This window comes from Nocardia sputi, from assembly GCF_023501985.1.
The window spans coordinates 43991-65214 of sequence record NZ_JAMFLC010000027.1 but is presented as its reverse complement, the minus strand read 5'-3'; the positions used below and the strand labels follow the sequence as shown (position 1 = coordinate 65214).

Below are 21224 nucleotides of genomic sequence, written 5' to 3'. Positions count from 1 at the left end.
GTGTGCCGGTATCGCCAGGCGCAATAATCACCCGGTGGGAATAACCCCTCGCTCATTCGAACCGCGCGCCACAGCGGAAGCACTGTTCGGTGCTGAACTTCGCGCTCGGCGGGTCGCTGCTGGCTTTTCGCTGCGGCAATTGGCACCACTGGTACTTGTCAGCCATGACCTCCTGGCGCGGATCGAGAAAGCGGAGCGGCGCCCGCAACCTGATCTGGTGGATCGTCTTGACGCTGTCCTGAAGACAGACGGCCAGTTGAGTCGTCTCGCTGCCCCGTTTGTCGAGCCTGCTCGCCTGTCGGCACGCCGCGTCCTGCTGGAGCCAGACTCAGCAGAGGTCGCACTTCGCGATCTCATCACGCGGGTGCGCGCAGCGGATCACACGATGGCCGCTGAACGCCTCGATGAGGTCGTCGCATACGCCGAGGCAGCAAAACCGGTCGTCTCACGGCTGGGTAATGCCCATCGCAGTTCCTTGCTACGCGTCATCGCTGAGGCTCACCAGCTGGTGGGTTGGATGCTGTTCGACCGCGGCAGTGTCGCGCTGGCCGACAAATCCTTCATTGCGGCCAAACGTGTCGCCGAGCAGGCCGGCGCATTGGACTTACTCGCGTTTATCGGGGGGCCGAACGCAGGCTTCATGAGCACGTGGACGGGCGATCCTGCACGCGGTGCCGAGCGAGCCTACGCGTCCCTTGCGTGGGCACGGCGAAGTGGCAACCGGCGCTTGAACGCATTCGTCTCGACGATGGCAGCGCGCGCTCACGCCAGGCTGGGCGAGGCTGACCTGTGCAGACAAATGCTGGCCACCGCTGAAGCCGAGTTGTCTCGACATCATCCGAGTGAGCCCGATCCTGTCTGGCTAGAGGTGTTCGATGATGCCGCTCTGGCTGGACATCGAGGATCAGCCCTTCTCGACCTCGGCCAACTCCAGCCCGCGATCAAATCGCTGCGCGAGCAGGATTCAGCCAGCCCGGCAGTCTTCGTGCGCAATCGAACTATCTGGCTGCTCGAACAAGCCGAAGCCCAGCTGCGGATCGGTGACCAGGAAGCCGCCGAATCGTCAGTCGAAGAGGCCATGAACGGGGTCGCCGCAGGTTCGGTCACGCCACGGGTCTTGCACATGTTTCGGTCTGCTGATCTGAAGCTGCGCGCCTGTGACGGCACCTCGGTCTCGAACGTAAAGGAACGCTTGGCGAGATTCATCGCGGAGTGCGGGTGAGCGGATAGGTGGCCCAACGCATCTCGACCCCGCCTGACGTTTGATCGATCTCTAGCAGCTCGCCCTGCAGTCTGCCTTCCACAGCACGGAATCGCCCTGGCGCTTCTTCAATGAAACGAGTACGGCCAGCGACGGGATCACTGACGAGCGTCGCATGTAGCCCGTCCCGCTCCCATCGCAGGATCACTTCATCAGCTTCCGACCACCAGCTACCGAGTACCGGTTGGATGTGCTGTGGGCAGGGCTGGGCCAGGTGCCAGGGCTGCGTCGGTTTCGGCTGTCGCGCTGCTGCGGCCAGTTCCAAAACCTCCAGAGCGAGGTCAGTGACCTTGATTCCCCGGGTGACATTTGCCAAGACCACCACAGCGAGCTCGGCGCCACGGTCCAGCATCAGTGCGGACTGAAAGCCCGGCATCGCGCCGGTGTGTCCGGCGACGATCCGGCCATGTCGCCGCTCCAATATCAGGCCCAGCCCCCAACCCCTTGTCCAGCCAGCCGTGTCCACCATGACCTGAAGCGTGTGCATCTTCTCCACTACTGCCAGGGGTAACACGGTCGCGTCGCCTCCCGCCAGCACATGTCCCCAGCGAAGTAGATCATCTGGTGTGGACCACATCTGGCCCCCAACACCGATCGAAGCCTGATCCATAACCGGCTCGCGATGCACGGCATCAATGTGCGGATCGAGCCTGTAGCCGACCACGGCATTCGACGGTGGAGTCCAGCTGGTTCGGCTCAGCCCGAGCGGGTCCAGCAAAGTTTCCGTGATCGAGGTGTCGCACGGTTGACCGGTAATTTCTTCGATGATCTGACCGAGGACGGCGTAGCCGAGATTGGAGTAATGCCAGCGCTCCCCCGGATCGGCAACTAGTTCGGCATGCTGGAACAACTCCCTGAGTTCAGTTCGTGACGGTCCGTGCATGGTCTGCCACATGTCGGTGGGCGCTTCGCGTTGTAAGCCACTGCTGTGGGACAGCAGCATGCGAACTGGAAGGCGACCAAAGGGTGTGCCCGGGAGATATCGACTCACCGGGCTATCCAAATGTAGCTCCGCCTGCTCGACGAGCACCAAGGCTAGCGCTGCGGTGAAAGTCTTCGTGATCGACCCAATACGGTAGCTGCTCTCACCAGTGGCGGAAATCGAATTCTCGACGTCTGCGTACCCGACAGAGGCGACAGCGAGCGGAACGCCCTCAACACCGACACCCACCGTCAGGCTTGGGACTCGCGCAGTGGACTGCACCTCGACTACACGTGCCGACAGTGCCGCTTGGAAGTCGCTATCCATGAACTCCTCTCCCTTAAGCACAGCATTCCACAAGCCTTCGCCGCGCTCTGTGGACAACCATTTTGTCAACAGAAAAAGCCTTCCACAGCGCATTCCCCCAGGCCAGGGTAGGACCAGCACCCAGCACGCCGTCCCGGTTTCCCCACAGGACCTTGACGGCGGGGCGAGCTGGCTTCCCGATCGGGACTCAGTCAGCCGTTCTTCGAGTGCACCAATCAGCGAGGCCCTGGAATGCAGAACACGCAACCAACCGAGCCACCGAGTCCAACAACGATTGTCGACGCCATGTGCGTCGGCCACCCACCGACGCGACACGCCGTACCGCCCGCAGTGCTCATCCAGAAGGCGGCTCGTGCCGTGGTCAAAAGCCAATCCGGTGCACCGTCGCAACAGTGATGGCGGGCTGCATCGCCTCCACCGGCCAAGACCGACAACTACCAAGGAGTCAACGCCATGTGGTTCGGATACGCACAGTCAGAACTACTGCCCACTGCGCAGGCTCGCAATGCAGTCGTACGGGCGATGCATGACTATGCGGCTGCCTTCGCGTTCGGTTCGGGGCGGGTTGTCATCGAGCCGACTGCTCCGGAGCGGCTGTTGCGGGCGATCGTGGAGGATGTCGATCGTGCGGAGCCTGCGCTCGCGGTGATGCGGCGGTTGGAGTATGCGGCTGCGGCTCGGAACCTGCCTTTGGAGCAGCTGTGGGATGTGGGTTCGCCTCGGACGCAGTTGCTGTGGCAGGTGATGGAGGAGATCGAAGGCTGCGGTGGCGGTCATCTGATTGTGCCGTCACGCGAGCACTTGTCCGGTCTCGGGCCGTCCGGCAAGGCGGTAATTCGGCGGCTGACGTACATGCCGCGAGCGCGCATCTACTACCTGCAGATTGCTGTCTCCCGCGCCAGCGCCAGCGGGGAGGCACCCGATGCCGTTGTTCCCGGAGAGCCATCTCGGATGGGCGATCGGGTGCTGGCGGAGTCGACGGTTGGGGCGATACCGACGGTGACACGGTTCGACATGATCGAGGAGCTGACTCGGCGGGGCTGGCCGGAGTTGATGGATCCGGTGGACCAGCTCTATATGGCGTTGGCTGATGACGCCAACTCTGCGGCGAAGGCGGCTGGTGAGCTCGGCCTCAGCCCCTTCGGCCACCAGGGCACCATTCGGCTGCTACAGCGCGAGGACGGTCGGTTGGTGGTCGAACTCCAGGAATCCCGCCACCGCGACGACCCGCCAGCCGAAACGCTGGCTGCGCTGTGCGCGCGCATCGAGCGGTTCGCCCACCGTGGTCGCACCGTCACCCGCTGCACGCTGTCTTCGGAGTACGCCCGACCAGTTACAGTGCCCGCCGCAAGTTCAGAGGGCCGATTGTGAACGGCGCGACGCGGCCGGGGCAGGCGGTGGTGTCGTCGCACGCTGGCGGGCACGGTGTGTCGGGTCCGGCGATGTTGTTGGCGCCGGAGCAGCTGCTCGCGGCGATCGCGGGACACCTCAAGGATGAAGCGCCGTTGATCGGGTGGGCGCGAGAGCTCGGTGATCTGCATGCCGTGCTGCTCCCCGGAGGTGCGGATTCACCGCGACCGTCGGCTGTTTCCGATGAAGCGACCGTGCGAACGGAGATCGCGGACATAGTCGAGCACATCAGTTCGTGGGCGGTGTTTCACCTGCCACGTCCGACCGGGGCGCGCAGGCACACCCATTCTCTCGGCGAGGTGATCAGTCATGTCGCCGCGACGTACGCCGCCGCGTGGTGGACCGTCCGCCACACCGATGACGAGCAGCTGCGTCACGAGGCGTGGTTCCACCTCGCTCAGGTGCGGGAAGGCTACGCCGATCTGCTGGCCGATATCCATGCCCGTCGTGTGGAGCTGCCCCTGGGATGGCGCGGCATCCACTCCACACCATGACCACGAGAACAGGAGCGACACGACCGGTGGACGCGCATGTCCCGAACCTGGCCGGGCTGCCGCCCGCGAGCGAATGGATCACCCACTTCGCCGCGCAGCTGCCCGTGCAGCACAAACCCCATCACCCGCGGGCTGTCCTCGCTGCGGCAGGGATGCGCGCGAGAACGTGGTTACGCGATCGAGCGCTCAGGAACGGTACTGCCGCTGCGGGAAGCCACAGGCTGGAGTGGGTGGCGATGCTGTCCGCCTCGATGGTGGACGCGCATCAGCGCCGGGTCCGGGCCACCGAGCCGGACACACATGTGATCGATCGCGAGATCGCCTGGTGCGTCAGGACCCTGGACGCGAAAATCGCCGTGCTCTTCGACGTTCCCGCCGGACAGGTCGATGTCGGGCGACTGGTGTCCGCGATTGCGCAGCAGTGGGTGACCTACGCACAACACCCGCAAGACGCGACCGCCATAACGAGTGCGCTCGCCGCGCAGCGCGCCTACAGCGCCCGGGTCGAGCAGCTTTCGGCGCTGTCACGCAGAGGTACATCGTGACCCGACCCGACTGGTATATCAGCCTTCCCACCGCCCGGACCGTGTGGCGGGCACTGCGTGCCCCGGTATTCGATCCCAGCGACTTCGTCCACCCGGAGATCCTCGCCGCCGCGGTGGGGTTACTGCAGGCCCACCAGCGGCAGCTGACAGTGTTCGGGCAGATCGAGACACTGATCGAACGCAGGGCCGCCCGGCCGGACTGGGCGGTGGCCGGCGAGGATTTCGCCCACACAACCCGCGAGATCCACGCGCTGATGGCGCGGATCGATCTGCACGTGCACGACCTGCTCATCGAGCACGCCATCGACTTCACCCACGCTCGCCCACATCCGCATGGCCTCGGTGAGGCGCTCTCGCGTCACACCCGGTTTTGGGCGCGCGAAGTGACCGCCGACCGCGACTTTCTTCCCAGCTCGGTCGCGGCGAACGAGTTGATCGACCAAGCCGTCGCCTACAACCATCTCGTCGCGCGCATCGTCAGCCGCCGGGTGCACCTTCCCCACCCCGCCTCCCTCGCCGGGAGCGCCCGATGACACGCCTGCCCCACCCATTGACTCCCGATGCGCCGATCGCGCTCGGTTACATGCAGGTCCCGCTGCTGGCAGAACCCGACCGTATCGGTGCGCTCATGCGACACCGCGCGCAGAGCTGGGGTTATCGCTGGGGCGGAACACATCTGGACCATCACACCGGCGGCACGATCGCCGCCCTCGCTCGGCACGCCAGCCGCGAGCCCGATGTCTGGCTGATCGTCGTCCCCGACACCACCCACCTACCCGGTGGTCGGCGGCTGCTGACCACCGCCACCATGGTCATCCGCATCGTCACCGCGGACACGGACGACGGCGCCACCCTGCACCGCCCCACCCCTATTCCCGGTGTCTCGATAGCCGCCCTCCTCACCCGCCCCGCGGGCGAGGACACATTCGAAGGACTCCTGTGAGCACGCACCCGGAAACGCCGCCGTTGCCCGACATGAACCGTCTCGTCGCGCTCTGGGACGGCGTAGCGGACCCAGTGACGAACCTCGAGCACGCCGCTCGAGTCGCGGTCACGTTGTGGATGACCTGTCTCGACGGTGTGAACTTCTCGAACCCCAACGACTTGCAGGAACGACTGCTCAGAGGGGCAGAAGCTGATCCGGATCGCACCATCGCCCGTGTGATCGATGATGAAGTGACCTGGTCTCGGGGCAACCGGCCGGAATCGGTCGTCCTTGTCGATGATGACTTCCCGGAGATCCTGACCGCCGGGGAACTGATCGATCGACTCTCCATGTGGATCGCGATCTCCTCCAAATGGTCTCCCAGTCTGGGGCCGTGCCCGTTCGACCCCGCCATCGCGGAGTTCGGTCGACGCTACGACGCGCTGGTCACGGGCTTGGTTTCAGGTATTCGCCGTCAGCCTCGCCGCCGCACTGACGGTATGCCGCCGGTCGGGCGACCTCGGCGCATCGAACTGAGAGCCATTCCCCGCCGCGACGGCAGCGGACGGTCATTCGCTCCGTGTTCGCCCCGGTCTGACTCACCCTGATCGGCCACCTCACAACCCATCACCGACCTCAGCGGCGCCTGCGCAGGCGCCGCCAGCACGGTCACGCCCTCAGCACATTCGAAAGGATTCTCTTTGCGCACGTCACCTCACTACGGCTGTCTGGATGCACCATCGTCTCGGGCCGCCGGGCAGCCGACTGGTCCTGCGGTGTTCGATCGCCACACGGTCGTGTTCGACACCGATATCGGTCATGACCTCGATGACGCGTTGGCGCTGTGGGTCGCGGCCGCGGTCGTCGCGGACCTGATCGTGGTCACCAACGACGAAACGCCCAACCACGACCGCGCCCGCTACGCCCGCGCATTCCTCGACCGGATCGGCCGCCGGGACGTCCCCGTCGTCGCCGGCAGCGCACTCGACGGCTCCGAAGACCGGTTCGTCATGCACGGCCACCTCCCCGAAGCGCGGCCGGTGCCCACCGACGTCGTGAACTTCCTCTCCCACATGTGCGAAACCTCCACCGACACCATCATCTGGGTCGGGTGTGGGCCTGTCTCCAACGTCGCCGAGTTCTTCCTCACCTGCCCACACCACATCGAACAGATCGAGTTCACCATGCAGGGCGGATGGCTCGACCACTACCGCAACCCCAGCAAAGCCTCACACAACCCGCGCATGGACCCCGCCGCCTTCGGGCTGGTACTGCGCGCCGCGCACCGGCCCCGCTGCGTGCTGTCCACCCACACCAACACCCCCGAACTCGCCGTCGGCCCCGACTCCCCCCCCCTCTACACGTGGCTGACCGCCCCCGACGCACCGCCGTGGGCCGGGCTCGTCGCCGCCAACGCCACCGAATGGTTCGCCCACCGGCCCTCGAGTTGGATGAACGACCCGGTCACCCTCGCCGCCGCCCTCGGCGTTCCTGTCGCCGAATTCGGCACCGAGACCGTGCGGATCGCCGCCGACGGCCGCATCTCCCGCCACCCGGATGGGCGCGTCATCGAGGTCTCCACCGGCATCGACTACACCGCCGCCGTCACCTGGCTGTCCGAAGTCCTGCCCCTCAACCCGCCACCGCAGTAATCCGGCCACCGGAAAACAGCGACGACTGCCCGGAAAGGAATCCCGAGACCATGCCCCTCCGCACCGCCCTCACCACCCTGTTCTACTCCCTCACCGCGCTTTTCCTCTACGACGCCATCACCAGCGTCGCTCGTCGACGCGCTGCCGCCGCGACCCACGACGTGCTCACCCACTACGGCACCGACCACCACGACACCACCCCCGGCGTCCCCCACAACTGAAACCCCAGGCCGTCGCGGCGTCGCCGACCATACACCTGGGCTGGATCAAAACAACCACCCCACCCGCCAAAGACCCTCAACGTCAAGGAATCCGATGATTGAACACGGAACCGTGAAATGGTTCGACAACACCAAGGGCTACGGGTTCATCGCCCGCGACAATGGCGGTGATGACGTCTTCGTCCACCACTCCGACATCATCGCCGACGGCTTCCGCAGCCTCGACGCCGAGCAGCGCGTCCAGTTCTCGATCGGACAAGGCCGCAAAGGACCCACCGCGCAGCAGGTTCGACCGCTGTGACCACCACCAGCACACCCCATCCCAGCACCGAGACCATCACGCCGCCACCGCGCGCGGTGCGCAAGCACCGCACCCGCCAACGCTTGCTGCAGTCAGCCACGAAGCTGTTGCTCACCGACGGCTACACCGCCACCTCCATCGACCGCATCGCCGAGCACGCTGGATGCACCAAGGGTGAGTTCTTCACCCACTTCGATCACCTGCAGCAGATCGGCCACGACGTCGCTGACACGCTGACCCGCCATGCCATCCGAAGGATCGGCTGCTTCCAGCCACGTGACAGCGACCAGCTCATCGCCACCCTGGCCAGGTGGGCCTCCATCCTCATCACCCGGCCCGGCTGGATCCGGCTGGAACTCGACCTCGCGGCGCTCGACTCATCCAGTCGTACCCAGGTCATCTGGCGGCGCAACCAGCTGCGCGATGAGGTCCGTGATCTGCTCACCAGCAGCACCGGCCCACATGACCCGAGGATCGATCTCGACCTCACGATCTCGCTTCTGCTCTCGATGATCGTCGGCATGGCCACCCCACACACCGGCGACCTCCTCGCGTCCCGGGCCACCACCCGCGACAAGGTGGACCTCGTCCTGCGCAGCGCCGGAATCGCCTGAAACCACCACAGCGCCCGGCCGTTCACCCGCGGGCACGAGATCCCGATCACGGCTGCGCCGCTGCCCAGCCAGACGTCGATCGGCGCGCCAACCGAACGCTCTCCGCGATACGACAGCGTCATCACCGCAGAGCACACGCAATCGTGTTCCAGCAAACGCACGAACTCGCCGACCACTACCGCGATCCCCCGGGGAGTTACGCATGCCCTATCCCGTACCTGACACCGGTGTTCGCACACCGGTCGGTGTCGATACCACCCGCGCGAGCATCTCTCGCGTGTACGACTACAGCCTCGGCGGCAAGGACAACTACGAAGTCGACCGCTACGTCTTCCACACATTGTGCGAGGTCGCACCCCGCCAAGCCGAGGTCTCCCGCATGAATCGCCGCTGGTTACACCGCGTCTTGCGCTATCTCGCCACCGTGGCGGGTGTCGATCAGTTCCTCGACCTCGGCGCCGGACTGCCTACTGCCCTCAACACCCATACCGTCGCACAACGGGAGAACCCCGACGTGCGTGTCGTGTATGTCGACAACGACCCGGTCTGCCACATCCACGGCCGAGTGCTGCTGGAAACCAACCGCAATACCCGGTTCGTGCTGGCAGACCTGACCCAACCCGAGTCGCTGCTAGGGCTCGCCGAGATCACCGATCATCTCGACTTCACCCGGCCGGTCGGGCTGATCCTGTGCGGGATCCTCCACCATGTCGATGACGCTCTGGACCCGGCCGCCATCACCCGCCAGTACATCGACGCTCTCGCACCCGGCTCGTATTTGGCGATCACCCATTTTTGGGACCCCGCCGACGGCTCCGCCGCCCACGACCTGGCGTGGGAGCTTCAACGCCGGTTCACCGAGACGGGGTTGGGCTCCGGCTGGTATCGCACTCGCCGGGAAATCCTCGACTACTTCGGTGACCTCGAGATCATGGCACCGGGCCTGGTGGAACTCGATGACTGGTGGCCCGGGGGTCCGGCTTTCCGACCCCGTCTGCTCGAGGAGCGACTCATGCTCGGCGGACTCGCTCACAAGCCGCGTTCCGCCCGGGTTGTGCGGATGGTCGCCCGATGAGCCGCAAACCGCATCCCCGAACCTTGCGACTATCCCCGTGCCCCGCGGACGCCAGCAACCGCCGGCAGTTCCGGAACGTTCGGTCACACCGATGGCAGCTATGGCGCGGATGTTCGAGCCGCATCGCCTGTTTATGCTGGTCATTCCGGTCGCACGGGCTGCGCAGATGGGGTTCGGGATCAGCGCGGCGTCGCGGTGACCTACCTGCTAAGTTCGCGGTCATGCCCGCTCGCGACGACAAGACTGTCGGCCTCGTATTGGTTACCTACCAGAGCGCGGAGGATCTGCCGCCGTTTCTGGAGTCGCTACCGGCGGCGGTGGAGCCCTACAGCCTCGACGTGGTCGGGGTCGACAACACCTCCACCGACAACAGCGCCGACCTCGTCGAGGCATTCGGGGGCGCGGTCATCCGTAACAGCAAAAATGTCGGGTTGGCCGCCGCGATCAATCAAGGCGCCGCCGCCACCAATGCGGGCTGGATACTGGTCGCCAATCCCGACACACGCTTGGCGCCGGGATCGATCGCCGCGCTCGTCGACACCGCCGCGGCTGATGACCGGATCGGGATGATCGGGCCGAAGGTCGCCCGGCTGGACGGCACACCGTATCCGACCGGCCGACGGTTCCCCTCCCTCGCGGTCGGGATCGTGCACGCTCTGCTGGGCGGGGTGTGGCCCACAAACCCCGCCACCCGCCGGTACTTCGGTGAACCGGTGACAACGGTGGGTGATGTCGATTGGATCTCTGGCTGCTGCATGCTGTTTCGGCGCGAAGCCTTCGACGCCATCGGTGGGTTCGACACCCGCTACTTCCTTTACTTCGAAGAAACGAAAGTGGCACTCGACATGCATCGCGCCGGATGGCGGGTCGTGCTCGACCCCAGCGTCGAGATCCGCCACCGCGAAGGCGGCAGCATGCGCTCGGCTCCGTTCCGCAAGATCCGCAGCCACCACCGCAGCGCCCTGCGCTTCTACTGCGACTACCACCAAGGTTCACCCTGGCTGCTGTTCGCACCACTGGTCGCCGCGGGACTGGTCGTGCGTGGTGCGCTATCGGTGCTGCGGACCGCGGTCACACAGCGCCTGACCCGCTAGGACCCAGTCTCGCAGCACAGCTTCAGGCACTTCCGCCAGCCAAGCGGGTACGAACCACCGCTCTAGGCGAAGGACTGCTCGTCGATTCCGATCCCGGCATCGAGGTCGGCGAGCAGCTTGTGCACCATCCGGTTTCCTGTTCGGGAGGACGGCATGCATTGGGCGCAGTCGTCGGGGATTCGTTGGTACGCGGAGGTCGAGACCACCTCTAGTATCCGTGACCGCTTCACCGACCCGAGGTCGTAGCCGGTTTGCGCGAAGCGGGGCTCGGCTTTGAGGTCGCAGGGCGTGAGGTGTCCATAAGCGCCGATGGTGGGGCGGAAATAGCGGCCCAGGCATTCGTCGGTGCGTATGCGGTCGATAGGTTGTCCATTGGCGACGGCGACGAGTTCGTCCGCGATGTCGATGCGGGTGTGTGGTGGCGGGTTGTTTCGGACTGTCCGCAACTGGGCGCGGATGTGTTCGAGTTGGTCGACGGTGAGTCCGTCGGTGACGTCGACTTCGTCTTTGCGCAGGTCCAGCCAATCGGCGCCGAGATTGTGCGCGAACTCGGCCATGTCGGTGATCTGCTGGTGGTTGTCCGGCTGGATCACGAAGCCGATCCCGACGGCAAGGTCGCTGTCGCGCTCGTCGAGAAGAGCTACGAGATTCGCTGTGACGCGTTCGAGGGCGCGCTGCCTGGGGCGCGTGCGGGCGATGTGGTCGTAGGTTCGCGGGTCCGGGGAGTGGATGCTGAACCGGATGCGGTGGCACCGCAGCAGGGCATGGAATAGGGGCGTGCCGGGGCGGATGCTGAATCCGGTTGTATAGACGTGAATTTCGAACTGAAGGTCAGCCGCGGTGTGGAGGATGGTCGGTAGGTCGGGGTTGAGCAGCGCTTCGCCGCCACCGGAGACGACTAGCCGGCTCACGTCGTTGTCGCGCAGGTCGTGGAGGACACGAATCCATTCACTGGTGGTCATCAAGCCGTCGGTGTCCAGGTTCTTGGTGGCGTAGGTGAGATGCTTCTGGTCTGACCACAGGCACATCACGCAGCCGTAGTTGCAGGTTCCCCGGGTGGGGTGGATCTCGATGGTGTCCGACAGAACCGCCTGGCGGGCACGGATACGTGCCGGACGTTCAGGAGACCGTCGCCACTGCTGGACCGTCGCTGCAGCGAACGCCCAGCGCAGCCGATGCGGGTAGTACGCGGAGCTGATGAGCTGGCTGATGGCTGGGGCTTCTCGGCAGACACGGTAAGCGGCGCGTACCGTGTCGAGGCCGCCGTCCAAGCCGGTGGCGAGAGCAGTAGCCGGGGTCGATGGTTGCGCGAGGTGGCACAGGATCGCCGCGCGGACGGAGTCGTCTCTCGGAGCCGCACTGATCGCGTTCTCGGCGAGCTGAGCGAGGTTTTCATCGGCGCGCAGTACCTGGAAGGCGTTCTGCAGCAACATGGTCATGCTGTCCTCGATCCGGTCGCCGCCAGCGCGAGTTCGCTACTGAGGGCTTCGCATTCCTCAGGCTTCAAGAGCGTGACCAACGAACGCGTGCGGTCGAACACGAGCACGATGCCCGTGGGATGTTGCACGATCCGCTGGCTGTCCGGATCGGTGCACAGCTGCGCCGCTACTGCGGCGAAGTCCAGTGGGTTGCTCATGAGCCAGTGCTCATCGACGCTGGCAATCGGTGTCATCTCGACCTCCCGCGCCGGACTGTCCGTGTGTGCGATGAGTTGGTCGGTGATGGTCTGGTCGGCACCCATTCCGATCTGGAACTTGTGGCGCGCCTCGACCACGCGGGGCAACTGCCGAGCGCGGCCATCTGACAGCAGCGATTGCGCGGTGACCAGCAGATCCGAGATACGTTCGGTGTGGGTCGACCCGATGACGGCGTTGCCGACCATTTCGCGGCCCCATGTCGCGGCCTGCAACCGGAACTCTCCGTTGGGGCGGATGTTGCACAGCGTGTCTTTGACCTGTTCGGACAGCTGCTGCAGGGTGATGGTACGGCCCGAGTTGATCACCACCGGGCGCACGCCGGTGGCTGGCCACATGGAGTTGAAGGTCAGGTACACCCCGCGGTCGAGCATGGTCTGGTGGTGGCGGTCGACGAGCGCTTGTACCTTGTGGAAGTCATTTTCTCGCAACGCCAGCCGGGGGTAGTTTCGCCGGGCTTGGCCGGAGAAGCTTGGAGCGCACAGGTGGTGCTGGGTCGCCAGCCCCGTCTCGGCGAGGTAGTCGGTCAGCTCGATCACTCGCGCCCAGTTGCCTTGGTGGACCACCGTGATCACGGTGATCGGCTTGCCGGTCTCCCGCAGGCGCTGTAGTCCTTCCAGCACGGTCGGCAGGTTCTTGCCTCGCGCGGATCCGTGCAGGTCATTGTCGACGCCGTCGACGCTGGTGCAGATCCGGGTGAGGTTCGATCCGGCGAGGGCACGCTGTGTGCGGTCGATGACCATGGTGGCGTTCGTGATCAGTGTGGAGGCACACCGCCTCAGCCGATGGGTGGCATCGAGGATTCGCGGCAGGTCCTCGTGCAGCGTGATCTCGCCGCCCGTCAGGACGACCTCCAGGATCCCCGCATGCTCAGCCGCGTCGAACGCGTCGGTGATGACCGCAGCCGGGAGTTGTTCTTTGAGCCAGACCTTGCCCGGGTGGCAGTAGCTGCACCGCAAGTTGCATTCGTTGACCGCGTCCACGACCAACCGCAAGGTTCGTCCGACGGGCTCGGTTCGCCAGGTGCGCCCGACTGAGGCGGGATCGAATTCCGGTTCTTTCATGGCTGATCTCCTGTTCTTTGCGCATCGCGGTCCGCACGCACGTCCATGCGTCCGAGAGCGCGGGTGTCCCTGACCGGGGCGGCGAAATTTGTGGCAGGCGGCCACGGGATCTGCTGCCTACGGCCACCACATGCGCGCCTAAGCCGCGCTCTGTTGCCTTTGGAAGCGGGGCAGCAAGCGACGAAACCCGTCACCGGGGGCAGTCGCTATTGGGAACGTGGGCGAAGTCGGTGCCTACCGAGCACCGATGGATGCTTCCTCGCTACCCATTGGCAGGCGCGCAGGAACGGACGGTTTGATACGCCGCTTCCCACACCGCCGATTCATCGCGACGTTGGTCGCTGTCCTAGCTGGTCATAGGAGATAGCGTCGCTCGCGCGACCTCGGCTGCGCTAACAACGCAGCGTTGTACAACACCTTGTTGTGATTGGATCAACTCAGTTGTGCGACGGCGAGTCGCAGAGCGGCTATTCCCGCAGCCTGCATCGGATGCTCGCTGACGATGCTGTGGACCTGATCAGCGGTGAACGGCTGCAACTCGAGGACACGGCCTTCGGCGTTGCTGGTCACGGCCGTCCCGAAGAGGTCGTCGAAGACTGGGGCATCAATAACGACTGCGGTCAGTAGGTCGGTGGCGAAGCTGAGCGGATCGACTCCCAGACCGAGGCAGTAGGCGGTGAGCGCGCCGTCGCGGCGCGCCTGCTCCATGCGGGCCGCGAACTCCCACGCCGCATAGTCGATGGGGGCTTCTTCGCTGCCGTGATCTTCGTCGGCGCCGCAAAGTTCCTCGGCGTACTCGCGGATCATGTTGCGCCACAGCGAGAAGTCGTTGGCGACGTTCCAGTCGGGGTATCCGGAAGGCTGGAAAATTCCCACCGGCACGACCTGGTACAGGCCGCCGGCGTGCCCGACCTTGCGCGGATCTCGCCAATGCAGCAGGAACGAGCGCGAACCAGTGCCGGGATCGCGGCGAATGGTCAAGGAGCTGATGGCCAAGTTGATCGGCCGTTGCCCCGGATCGCACGGGTCGGCGATTGCCGCGCGAACACCACCTGCGCCCCTGTGGCCCAGCTGCTCGGCAGTGAATTCGTGAGCAGCAGCTTCACCGACGTTGATGCTGTCGAAGTAGTAGCCCGTGCCGAACCGCAACACTGGGGCGCCGCAGGCCAGGTCGGCGTGCAGCAGCCGGTAGGTCGGCCGGTTCTCGAACACCACTGGGGCAGCGATCTCTCCCACTGCTTCGGCGTAGGTTTCATACGGCTGGCCGCTGGCGCGCACCGGCAACACCGGACTTGCCAACGGCAGGACTGGCGGGACTTGTTCTGGACACCATTCGAGGGTGATGTCCTCCAGCAGCAGCGGCGCAGTCGGAATCCACTGACTTCGGGTCAACAATGGTGTGTCAGCAACCCGAGGTGCCTCGGAAAACATTCCAGCCGCAGCCACATCGAGGGTCGTTCGGCGCTCTCGCAGGTATGTGCGGGTATCTATCCATGCGCGTTCGCTCGATGTCAATGTGCGGATGTCCGCGCCCATCACTACCTCCGCGTGCTCGGCCCTAGCTGATCAAGCTGTCGCGATGCTGCCACGCCAACGCCAGACATGCAGCCCCCGGCGCGGCGACCGGCTCATTCTCCAACAACCGCTGAATCGCGGCAGCGGTGAACGGCACACCGTCGGCGGCGCGGCCACCCTCGACAGCGACCACTTCACCTTCGTCGTTGAACTGCACCGTCGAGCCGAAGACCTCATCGAAGACGTCGTCATCGATCACGACCACCGTCAAGATCGTCGCCGCCAACGTCAGCGCATCCACTCCGAAACCCAGAATATGGGCCCGCAGCTTGCCTTCCTCCCGTGCCGCGCTCAGCCGCTGATACAGCGGCCACCGTTCGTAGTCGATCGCCGCGCTGCGGCTACCGTCGTGCTCAGGCAGCCCTAGCAGCTCCTCGGCGAACTCACGGACCATGTTGCGCCACAGGGAGAAATCGTTGCGCCGATCCCACAACGCGACGCTCGACGGCTGAAACTCCCCCGCCGGGATCACGTCGTACACCCCAGCGGCCGTTGCCACCCTCGCCGGGTCACGCCAATGCAGCAGAAACGACGGCTCCGCCGGATACCGGCGCAACCGGATCGTCAGGGTCGTGATCGCCGGGATCACCGCGCGACGCGCCGGATCGAAAGGGTCGCCCACCAGCTCGCGAAACGGCAGCCGCTCTTCCAGCTCCGACACGTGATCAGGCCAGCGCTCCATGCACGCCGCGGCCATCTCGTGTGCCAGCGCCTCGGAGACGTCGAGCTTGTCGAAATAGGAAGCCAACCCGAAATCCAGCACTCCGGCCGCGATTGATCCAGCCAGGAATCGGTAACTCGGACGCGACTCGAACAGCCGCGGAGGGTCCAGGTGTTTCACCGCGGCCGAATAACTGTCGAATGTCGTATCGGCCGTGCGCAGCGGCCGAACCGCCAACGTCTGCGCCTCGGTTCCCGCGACCTGCACCGACTGCGGTCCCTCGTGCAAGCGAAGCCGTACTGAATGCAGGTCCACCGGGCGGGTTGGGACCAACCCTCCCGCGGCGATAAGCGAAGTCCTCGGCACTCGGTCCTCGCTCGGGTACCACTGGGCCGCCAACCGACCGAGCTGTGCGCGATGCCGATTCAGCCAATGCCGTTGCACCCGCCACCGCCCTCGGCTGGCAACCACAGCAGCCGGCGCTGCCACCGACACGGAACGCCGACGCTGCACACCCGCCATCCCGAGTTCCTCCAGCGGAATGCCCAGAACCGATGCCAGGCTTTGACGGTGCTCGACGTCCGGGTTACGGACACCAGTCTCCACTTGGCTGAGAAACTGCTGCGTTATCCCCATCGCACTCGCGACAGCGGCCTGGTTCAACCCTATGGCCAGACGGTATTCACGGACGACGTCCCCAACGTTGCGGAAGTGGCGAGGCTCGATTTCACGCCGCAACCACCTGGGAGCTGGTTTTCCATCCACGTCGCCTCCTCCTCCCTGGCCGGTCACCAACATCGAGCAGATGTCAGGGCAACAGCACAGTATGGGCAGCGGCCACGGCAAAGACAATGCCAGCCCCTCCCGGCGAGCAACTGCGGATCGACCCCAATGGCGCCGGAAGATCCCGGGAATACGACCGACGTGCTGTCTCGCTACTCCTGGACACGGGAAGTCCGGGCTGTCATCGCTTGCGGAGTGGTGGTTTTTCTGCCAGGCCAGCCGTTTAGGCCATTCGGTCAGGTAGTCGGAGTCGATCGGCGCGAACGGTGGCGGTGGGGAGGTCGAACGCGGCGGCGATCTTGTCCAGGTGCGGGACCAGGGCGGTGTACCGGTCGCGCAATTCGCGTCGTGTCTCGGCCACTCAAGCTCGATGGTCGTCGGCGGCCGAACCATACTGTCCGGAAAGTCGCGTCGCGCGAGCTCCACTATCTTCCCGGTGGGCTCTGCGCGTCTTCGCCGTAGGATCTCGAGCTTCTACAGATCCCCATCGCACCCGCCACGTCAATCCGGAGCGCGCCGCTGGGGCAGGCCGCGCCGAGATGGCTTCGGGGTTTGATCAAGCAGTGACCGGGAAATTGGAACTCGTGTTGAGAGGAGCGGTTTTGGGGAAGGTCACCGGGAGTCGCTGCAGAGCACGGTGAAATGGTCCGGGACGCCAGGCCAGTTGTTCCGCGCGTACGGCCAGCCGTATGTCGGACAGAGTATCCAGGAGTTGGTCGATGGCGTGCTGCGCGATGAGGTAGGCCACGTCCGTGGCTGGGCAGACGTGTGGTCCTGCGCCGAACGCGAGATGGGAGCGGTTGCCGGTGAGGTCGCCACCGGCGATGTCGCGGTCACGATGACAGGCGGCGATGCCGATGAGGACGGGCTGGTCGGCAGGTATCCAAGTCTGGTCGATCATGATCGGCTGGCGGGGGTAGGTGGCGCAGAAGTTTGCCATCGGCGGGTCGGTGAACAGCACCTCGTCGAGGGCGTCGCGGGTCATCAGAGACCCGCTGAGCAGATCGCCGCCGAATCGCTCGTCGGTGAGCATCAGCAGCAGGGCGTTGGTGATGAGGTTGCGTATCGGTTCGATGCCCGCCCCGTAGAAGCTCAGCAGCTGAGCCAGCATCTCCCGATCGGTGAAATCGGCTGCATGGTGCGCCAGCCGGGAGGTGATGTCGTCGCCAGGTTTGGCGCGCTTGTGCCGGATCAGCTCGATCAGCGCCGCGCTGGCCCTGGCCATCCCGGCCGCGGCATCGGGGCCGGAGTCGAACCGCGCGGCCATACCGGCCGCGACTTCGTTCCCCATCTCAGGTGAACAGCCGATCATGTGATTGAGCACATCGAAGACGAGCGGGAACGCGTAGTCGGCGGCAAGGTCGGCGCCACCGCGGCCGCAGAAGGTGTTGATCCGCGGGATCGCGAGCGCTTCGACCGAGCCCTGCAGGCCATGCAGATCGATCTCCGCGATGGCATCCGACGAGCCTTCCCGGTAGCGGTCGTGCGCCGATCCGTCGTGGAATCGGGCGGCGGGCTGCCACCCCAGCATCGCGCGAATGGGTGAATTCGGCGGGATGGCTTTCTCCCACTTGCGTGGGTCGGCCGGAAATCGGGCTGGGTCGTGCAGGATGTTCACGGCCGTGCGGTAGCCGAGCACTAGTGTTGCCGGGACACCAGGTGCAAGCTCAACCGGCGCCAACGACCCGAACCGCTGACGCATCGACTGGTAGGTGCCGTGCGGGTCGGCGGCGAACTCTGGGCTGTACAGCGATACCCGGTGTCCGTCGCCAGTGTCGTGGGGGGTCCCGTGCCCGACGGGGCATCTTCCGGGCATCATCGGATTCGGCGGGGTGGTCATTGAGGCAACTCCAGATGGGATGCAGCGGTGGCCGGGCGGACCTCGGGGCAACGCGCAGACGGTCACGAAGGTGTCGAGGTTCCGCAAAGCGCGGACCAGCGTCGTTGCGCGTGGCAAGTCGAGTCCGCTGTGGGAGGTGAATAACCGCGGCGGTGCGCCGCGATGGCGAGCGGCTAGGTCAAGACAGTGCCGAGGGCGGTGAGTAGCGCTTCCTGCTCAGGCAATCCGCACAGTGCATGGATGTGGCCGTCGGGGTGCAGCAGGCACAGGGTGTCGGTGTCTTCGGCGCCGTACAGTTTGTGGGCGGCATAGCTGTCGGCGACGATGGCGCCGTCGGGCGCGGCGGCGCGCTGATCGGGTGATGTGATCACTGTGGACCGCACTCGATCACCGAACCGCCGCGCGACCTGTCTTTCCAGTGCTTTCAATGCGGATGCCGAGTGGGCGTCGCGCTGGAATACGAGCAGCGTATGCCCAGGGTGGTGCAGCAGTGCGTGCAGGCGCTGTCGGGAGGTTAGGGCAACATCGGGGGCGCGGTCCCCCGCGACGAGCCCACCGAGTGACGTGATGCCCGGGGCTGTAGAGACGGTGTGCCGATAGGTGGTGCCGATCCCAGAGATTCCGTTCACCGCTTGTTGGACGAATCCTGGTTCCCGAATGATCGCGAGGCGCTCGGCGATCGGCGTGCCGTGTGCCATGAGCAGGTCGTGCAGCGTTTGCGTCCTTGCGATGACCTGTTCCGCTGCCGGGCGCCGCTGCGGCTCGTAGGTGTCGAGTAGCTCCTCGTGGGCTTCTCCCTTGGTGACCAGGGCGAGCTTCCAGGCGAGGTTGTAGGCATCCTGCAGGCCCAGATTCATCCCTTGGGCGCCGGCGGGTGAGTGGTGGTGGGCGGCGTCCCCCGCTAGGAAAACGTTGCCGCGCCGATAGTCGCTGATGCCAATGCGGATGGTGAAGTTCGACGCCCATTCGGGCTGGCCGAGGGTGACCGTGCCGTGGAAGTAGCGGTCGAGCACCGCCTGGAACGCTTCCTGCGTGATTTCGGTTTCGGGATTGGCGCCCATATCGCTGACCAGCAACCGGTGGATGTCCGCGGGCAGGGGGATGAGCAGCGTCATTCGGTCGCGTTCGACGAGGTAATCAAGGTCTTCCCCTGACAGCGGGAGCCCGGATATCGGCGCGTCGGTCATTCTCATCTGGTCGGCGTAGTACTTGCCGCTGACGACGGTCATACCCATCTGCTGGCGGACGGTGCTGTGCACCCCATCGCACCCGATGATCCGATCGGGATGCAGGATCTCCTCGCGACCATCGGCTTTGTTCACCACCCGCGCGGTGATGTGACCGGCACTGTGGGTGCTGATGGAAAGCAGTTCGGTGTTCCACTCGATAGTGCCTCCGAGCGAGGCGTGCTCCTCGTGCAGGATCCGCTCGGTCTCGGCCTGGCTGATGGTGAGCATGTAGGGATAGGGGCTGTCGAGCTGGGTGAAGTCCAGTCGCGCAACTTCGCTCGTGCCCAGGAAGTGATAGTTCATCCGGCGAGCACGGCGTCCCCGCACAACCAAGGGGTCAGCGAGCCCCAAGTGAGCGAGCAGTTCCAGCGATCGCGCATGCACAACGCACGCGTTCGAGGTCGTCGCCCGACCGTCGGCCATATCGATCACGCGGCACGCCACTCCCCAGCGCCGCAAGATGATCGCGGCCAGCGACCCGACCGGTCCAGCACCGACGATGAGGATGCGGTTGCTGTGTTCGGAATCATGAGACATGGATTGGCCTTCCTGATCCAGGGCTACGGTTTGCGAGCGACCGCCCCGTAGGCGGAAATCGGCCGAGTTTCACCGACTTCGGTCTTGCCGCAACGCCATTGGGTGATGGATACGAAGCCGGGCTCGACCAGCTGCAGCCCGTCGAAGACGGCTTTCAGCTGTGCCTGCGGGCGCGGGACATAGGGTGTGCCGCCGGTGCCGGTGTAGTTCTGGCACAAGGTGACGTATGCGCGGCTGTCGTCGGTGCCGTCCCACAGCGCCAGATAGCTGCCCGGCGGGACGGCATCGATGACGGTGTTCACGATGCGCAGCAGCTCGTCGTAGGTTTTAGCGTGCCCGAGCACGCCCATGAACATCACCGCGATGGGCTCGTGGAAATTCAGGACGTTCTTGGCGTCGGAGATGATCCGCTCGGGATCGTGGTAGTCGGCGTCGATGTAGGTGACCACGCCCTCGGCCGTGGTGCTGGTGAGCAGCGCCCGCGCGTGGGTGAGCACCAGAGGGTCATTGTCGACGTAGACGATCCGGGCATCGGGTGTGGTGGCTTGGGCGACCTCGTGGGTGTTCTGCATGGTCGGCAGACCCGTTCCGACGTCGAGGAATTGCCGCACTCCGGCGTCGCGGACGAGGTAGCGCACTACGCGGATGAGGAACTGGCGCGATTGCACGGCCATGGTGGTGATGTCGGGGTCGACTTCGATACCGGCGTCGCCTGCGATGCGGTCGATCTCGTAGTAGTCCTTGCCGCCCATCCAGTAGTTCCAGATCCGCGCCGACTGCGGGATATCTGTCCGGATGAGGGGCACACCGACACCGAGTTCTGCCGCCATGGTCCTCCCTCGTGCTGCTCCACCACCGCGATACAGCGGTGACGATCAGCGTCTCGGGCAGGCACGATCAGCGGTAGATGAGAGCAGACCTCGCTGATGGGGCGGGCAGTTGCACGCATCACTGCTGTTCAGAAAGCTATTGGCGGGTTGAGCGCGCGCGGCGGTGAGGC

The 21224-nt window shown here is 65.2% G+C and carries 22 protein-coding genes and 1 pseudogene; 13 read left to right on the top strand and 10 right to left on the bottom strand.

The window, feature by feature from the left end:
• The first annotated feature begins 34 nt into the window (after positions 1-34).
• Entirely contained in the window at positions 35-1222 is a 1188-nt protein-coding gene (locus M8859_RS30455; RefSeq protein WP_249645268.1) for a helix-turn-helix domain-containing protein, read from the top strand.
• On the opposite strand, the gene M8859_RS30450 is transcribed toward M8859_RS30455, so the two are convergent.
• Positions 1203-2579, bottom strand: coding sequence for a serine hydrolase domain-containing protein (locus tag M8859_RS30450; protein ID WP_249645267.1), 1377 nt, complete (start codon positions 2577-2579; stop codon positions 1203-1205). The genes M8859_RS30455 and M8859_RS30450 overlap by 20 nt on opposite strands.
• 453 nt (positions 2580-3032) lie before the next feature.
• On the opposite strand from M8859_RS30450, the gene M8859_RS30445 reads away from it, so the two are divergent.
• The 12 genes from M8859_RS30445 (at position 3033) to M8859_RS30390 (ending at position 10841) form a co-directional block, all read left to right on the top strand.
• Entirely contained in the window at positions 3033-3881 is an 849-nt protein-coding gene (locus tag M8859_RS30445) for a hypothetical protein (protein WP_249645266.1), read from the top strand.
• A gap of 71 nt (positions 3882-3952) precedes the next feature.
• On the top strand, positions 3953-4414 hold the full coding sequence (locus M8859_RS30440; protein WP_249645265.1) for a hypothetical protein: 462 nt from the start codon (positions 3953-3955) through the stop codon (positions 4412-4414).
• On the top strand, positions 4411-4959 hold the full coding sequence (locus M8859_RS30435) for a hypothetical protein (RefSeq protein WP_249645264.1): 549 nt from the start codon (positions 4411-4413) through the stop codon (positions 4957-4959). The genes M8859_RS30440 and M8859_RS30435 overlap by 4 nt, the downstream gene beginning before the upstream one ends.
• A complete protein-coding gene (locus M8859_RS30430) occupies positions 4956-5492 on the top strand; it encodes a hypothetical protein (protein ID WP_249645263.1) in 537 nt (178 codons plus the stop codon). Before M8859_RS30435 ends, M8859_RS30430 begins: the two co-directional genes overlap by 4 nt.
• Positions 5489-5902, top strand: coding sequence for a hypothetical protein (locus M8859_RS30425; RefSeq protein WP_249645262.1), 414 nt, complete (start codon positions 5489-5491; stop codon positions 5900-5902). The genes M8859_RS30430 and M8859_RS30425 overlap by 4 nt, the downstream gene beginning before the upstream one ends.
• A gap of 137 nt (positions 5903-6039) precedes the next feature.
• Entirely contained in the window at positions 6040-6492 is a 453-nt protein-coding gene (locus tag M8859_RS30420) for a hypothetical protein (protein WP_249645261.1), read from the top strand.
• 168 nt (positions 6493-6660) lie between these two features.
• Positions 6661-7536, top strand: a complete 876-nt coding sequence (locus M8859_RS30415) for a nucleoside hydrolase (protein ID WP_249645260.1) — start codon at positions 6661-6663, stop codon at positions 7534-7536.
• A gap of 50 nt (positions 7537-7586) precedes the next feature.
• Complete coding sequence (locus M8859_RS30410; RefSeq protein ID WP_249645259.1) at positions 7587-7757, top strand: hypothetical protein; 171 nt, start codon at positions 7587-7589, stop codon at positions 7755-7757.
• A 94-nt stretch (positions 7758-7851) separates the two neighbouring features.
• A complete protein-coding gene (locus M8859_RS30405; protein ID WP_283780215.1) occupies positions 7852-8058 on the top strand; it encodes a cold-shock protein in 207 nt (68 codons plus the stop codon).
• Positions 8055-8672: a TetR/AcrR family transcriptional regulator gene (locus M8859_RS30400; protein WP_249645258.1), complete on the top strand. Its 618-nt coding sequence runs from the start codon at positions 8055-8057 to the stop codon at positions 8670-8672. Before M8859_RS30405 ends, M8859_RS30400 begins: the two co-directional genes overlap by 4 nt.
• A gap of 202 nt (positions 8673-8874) precedes the next feature.
• The gene (locus M8859_RS30395) at positions 8875-9747 is read left to right on the top strand and encodes an SAM-dependent methyltransferase (protein WP_249645257.1); all 873 of its coding nucleotides are present in this window, start codon (positions 8875-8877) and stop codon (positions 9745-9747) included.
• Between the two features lie 221 nt (positions 9748-9968).
• Positions 9969-10841, top strand: coding sequence for a glycosyltransferase family 2 protein (locus tag M8859_RS30390; RefSeq protein WP_249645256.1), 873 nt, complete (start codon positions 9969-9971; stop codon positions 10839-10841).
• Between the two features lie 62 nt (positions 10842-10903).
• Here M8859_RS30390 and M8859_RS30385 read toward each other — a convergent pair whose 3' ends face one another.
• From M8859_RS30385 to M8859_RS30350, 9 genes and pseudogenes are all read right to left on the bottom strand, one after another.
• On the bottom strand, positions 10904-12280 hold the full coding sequence (locus M8859_RS30385) for a radical SAM/SPASM domain-containing protein (protein ID WP_249645255.1): 1377 nt from the start codon (positions 12278-12280) through the stop codon (positions 10904-10906).
• Positions 12277-13599, bottom strand: a complete 1323-nt coding sequence (locus M8859_RS30380) for a radical SAM protein (RefSeq protein WP_249645254.1) — start codon at positions 13597-13599, stop codon at positions 12277-12279. The genes M8859_RS30385 and M8859_RS30380 overlap by 4 nt, the downstream gene beginning before the upstream one ends.
• 432 nt (positions 13600-14031) lie before the next feature.
• Complete coding sequence (locus tag M8859_RS30375) at positions 14032-15135, bottom strand: hypothetical protein (RefSeq protein WP_249645253.1); 1104 nt, start codon at positions 15133-15135, stop codon at positions 14032-14034.
• 22 nt (positions 15136-15157) lie between these two features.
• On the bottom strand, positions 15158-16102 hold the full coding sequence (locus tag M8859_RS30370; RefSeq protein ID WP_249645252.1) for a hypothetical protein: 945 nt from the start codon (positions 16100-16102) through the stop codon (positions 15158-15160).
• Positions 16103-16372: 270 nt separating this feature from the next.
• Positions 16373-16633, bottom strand: a pseudogene (locus tag M8859_RS37750) (helix-turn-helix domain-containing protein); the annotation flags it as partial.
• A 208-nt stretch (positions 16634-16841) separates the two neighbouring features.
• Complete coding sequence (locus tag M8859_RS30365) at positions 16842-16979, bottom strand: hypothetical protein (RefSeq protein ID WP_249645251.1); 138 nt, start codon at positions 16977-16979, stop codon at positions 16842-16844.
• Positions 16980-17174: 195 nt separating this feature from the next.
• Positions 17175-18458: a cytochrome P450 family protein gene (locus M8859_RS30360; RefSeq protein ID WP_249645250.1), complete on the bottom strand. Its 1284-nt coding sequence runs from the start codon at positions 18456-18458 to the stop codon at positions 17175-17177.
• 173 nt (positions 18459-18631) lie between these two features.
• On the bottom strand, positions 18632-20224 hold the full coding sequence (locus tag M8859_RS30355; protein WP_249645249.1) for an FAD-dependent monooxygenase: 1593 nt from the start codon (positions 20222-20224) through the stop codon (positions 18632-18634).
• A gap of 23 nt (positions 20225-20247) precedes the next feature.
• Entirely contained in the window at positions 20248-21054 is an 807-nt protein-coding gene (locus M8859_RS30350) for an SAM-dependent methyltransferase (RefSeq protein ID WP_249645248.1), read from the bottom strand.
• Between the last annotated feature and the right edge of the window lie 170 nt (positions 21055-21224).

Coding starts and splice junctions, on each gene's coding strand:
- M8859_RS30355 (WP_249645249.1), bottom strand. CDS start 20,224: ATGTCTCATGATTCCGAACACAGCAACCGCATCCTCATCGTCGGTGCT.
- M8859_RS30425 (WP_249645262.1), top strand. CDS start 5,489: ATGACACGCCTGCCCCACCCATTGACTCCCGATGCGCCGATCGCGCTC.
- M8859_RS30360 (WP_249645250.1), bottom strand. CDS start 18,458: ATGACCACCCCGCCGAATCCGATGATGCCCGGAAGATGCCCCGTCGGG.
- M8859_RS30445 (WP_249645266.1), top strand. CDS start 3,033: ATGCATGACTATGCGGCTGCCTTCGCGTTCGGTTCGGGGCGGGTTGTC.
- M8859_RS30380 (WP_249645254.1), bottom strand. CDS start 13,599: ATGAAAGAACCGGAATTCGATCCCGCCTCAGTCGGGCGCACCTGGCGA.
- M8859_RS30385 (WP_249645255.1), bottom strand. CDS start 12,280: ATGACCATGTTGCTGCAGAACGCCTTCCAGGTACTGCGCGCCGATGAA.
- M8859_RS30405 (WP_283780215.1), top strand. CDS start 7,852: ATGATTGAACACGGAACCGTGAAATGGTTCGACAACACCAAGGGCTAC.
- M8859_RS30410 (WP_249645259.1), top strand. CDS start 7,587: ATGCCCCTCCGCACCGCCCTCACCACCCTGTTCTACTCCCTCACCGCG.
- M8859_RS30440 (WP_249645265.1), top strand. CDS start 3,953: ATGTTGTTGGCGCCGGAGCAGCTGCTCGCGGCGATCGCGGGACACCTC.
- M8859_RS30395 (WP_249645257.1), top strand. CDS start 8,875: ATGCCCTATCCCGTACCTGACACCGGTGTTCGCACACCGGTCGGTGTC.
- M8859_RS30390 (WP_249645256.1), top strand. CDS start 9,969: ATGCCCGCTCGCGACGACAAGACTGTCGGCCTCGTATTGGTTACCTAC.
- M8859_RS30350 (WP_249645248.1), bottom strand. CDS start 21,054: ATGGCGGCAGAACTCGGTGTCGGTGTGCCCCTCATCCGGACAGATATC.
- M8859_RS30375 (WP_249645253.1), bottom strand. CDS start 15,135: ATGGGCGCGGACATCCGCACATTGACATCGAGCGAACGCGCATGGATA.
- M8859_RS30435 (WP_249645264.1), top strand. CDS start 4,411: ATGACCACGAGAACAGGAGCGACACGACCGGTGGACGCGCATGTCCCG.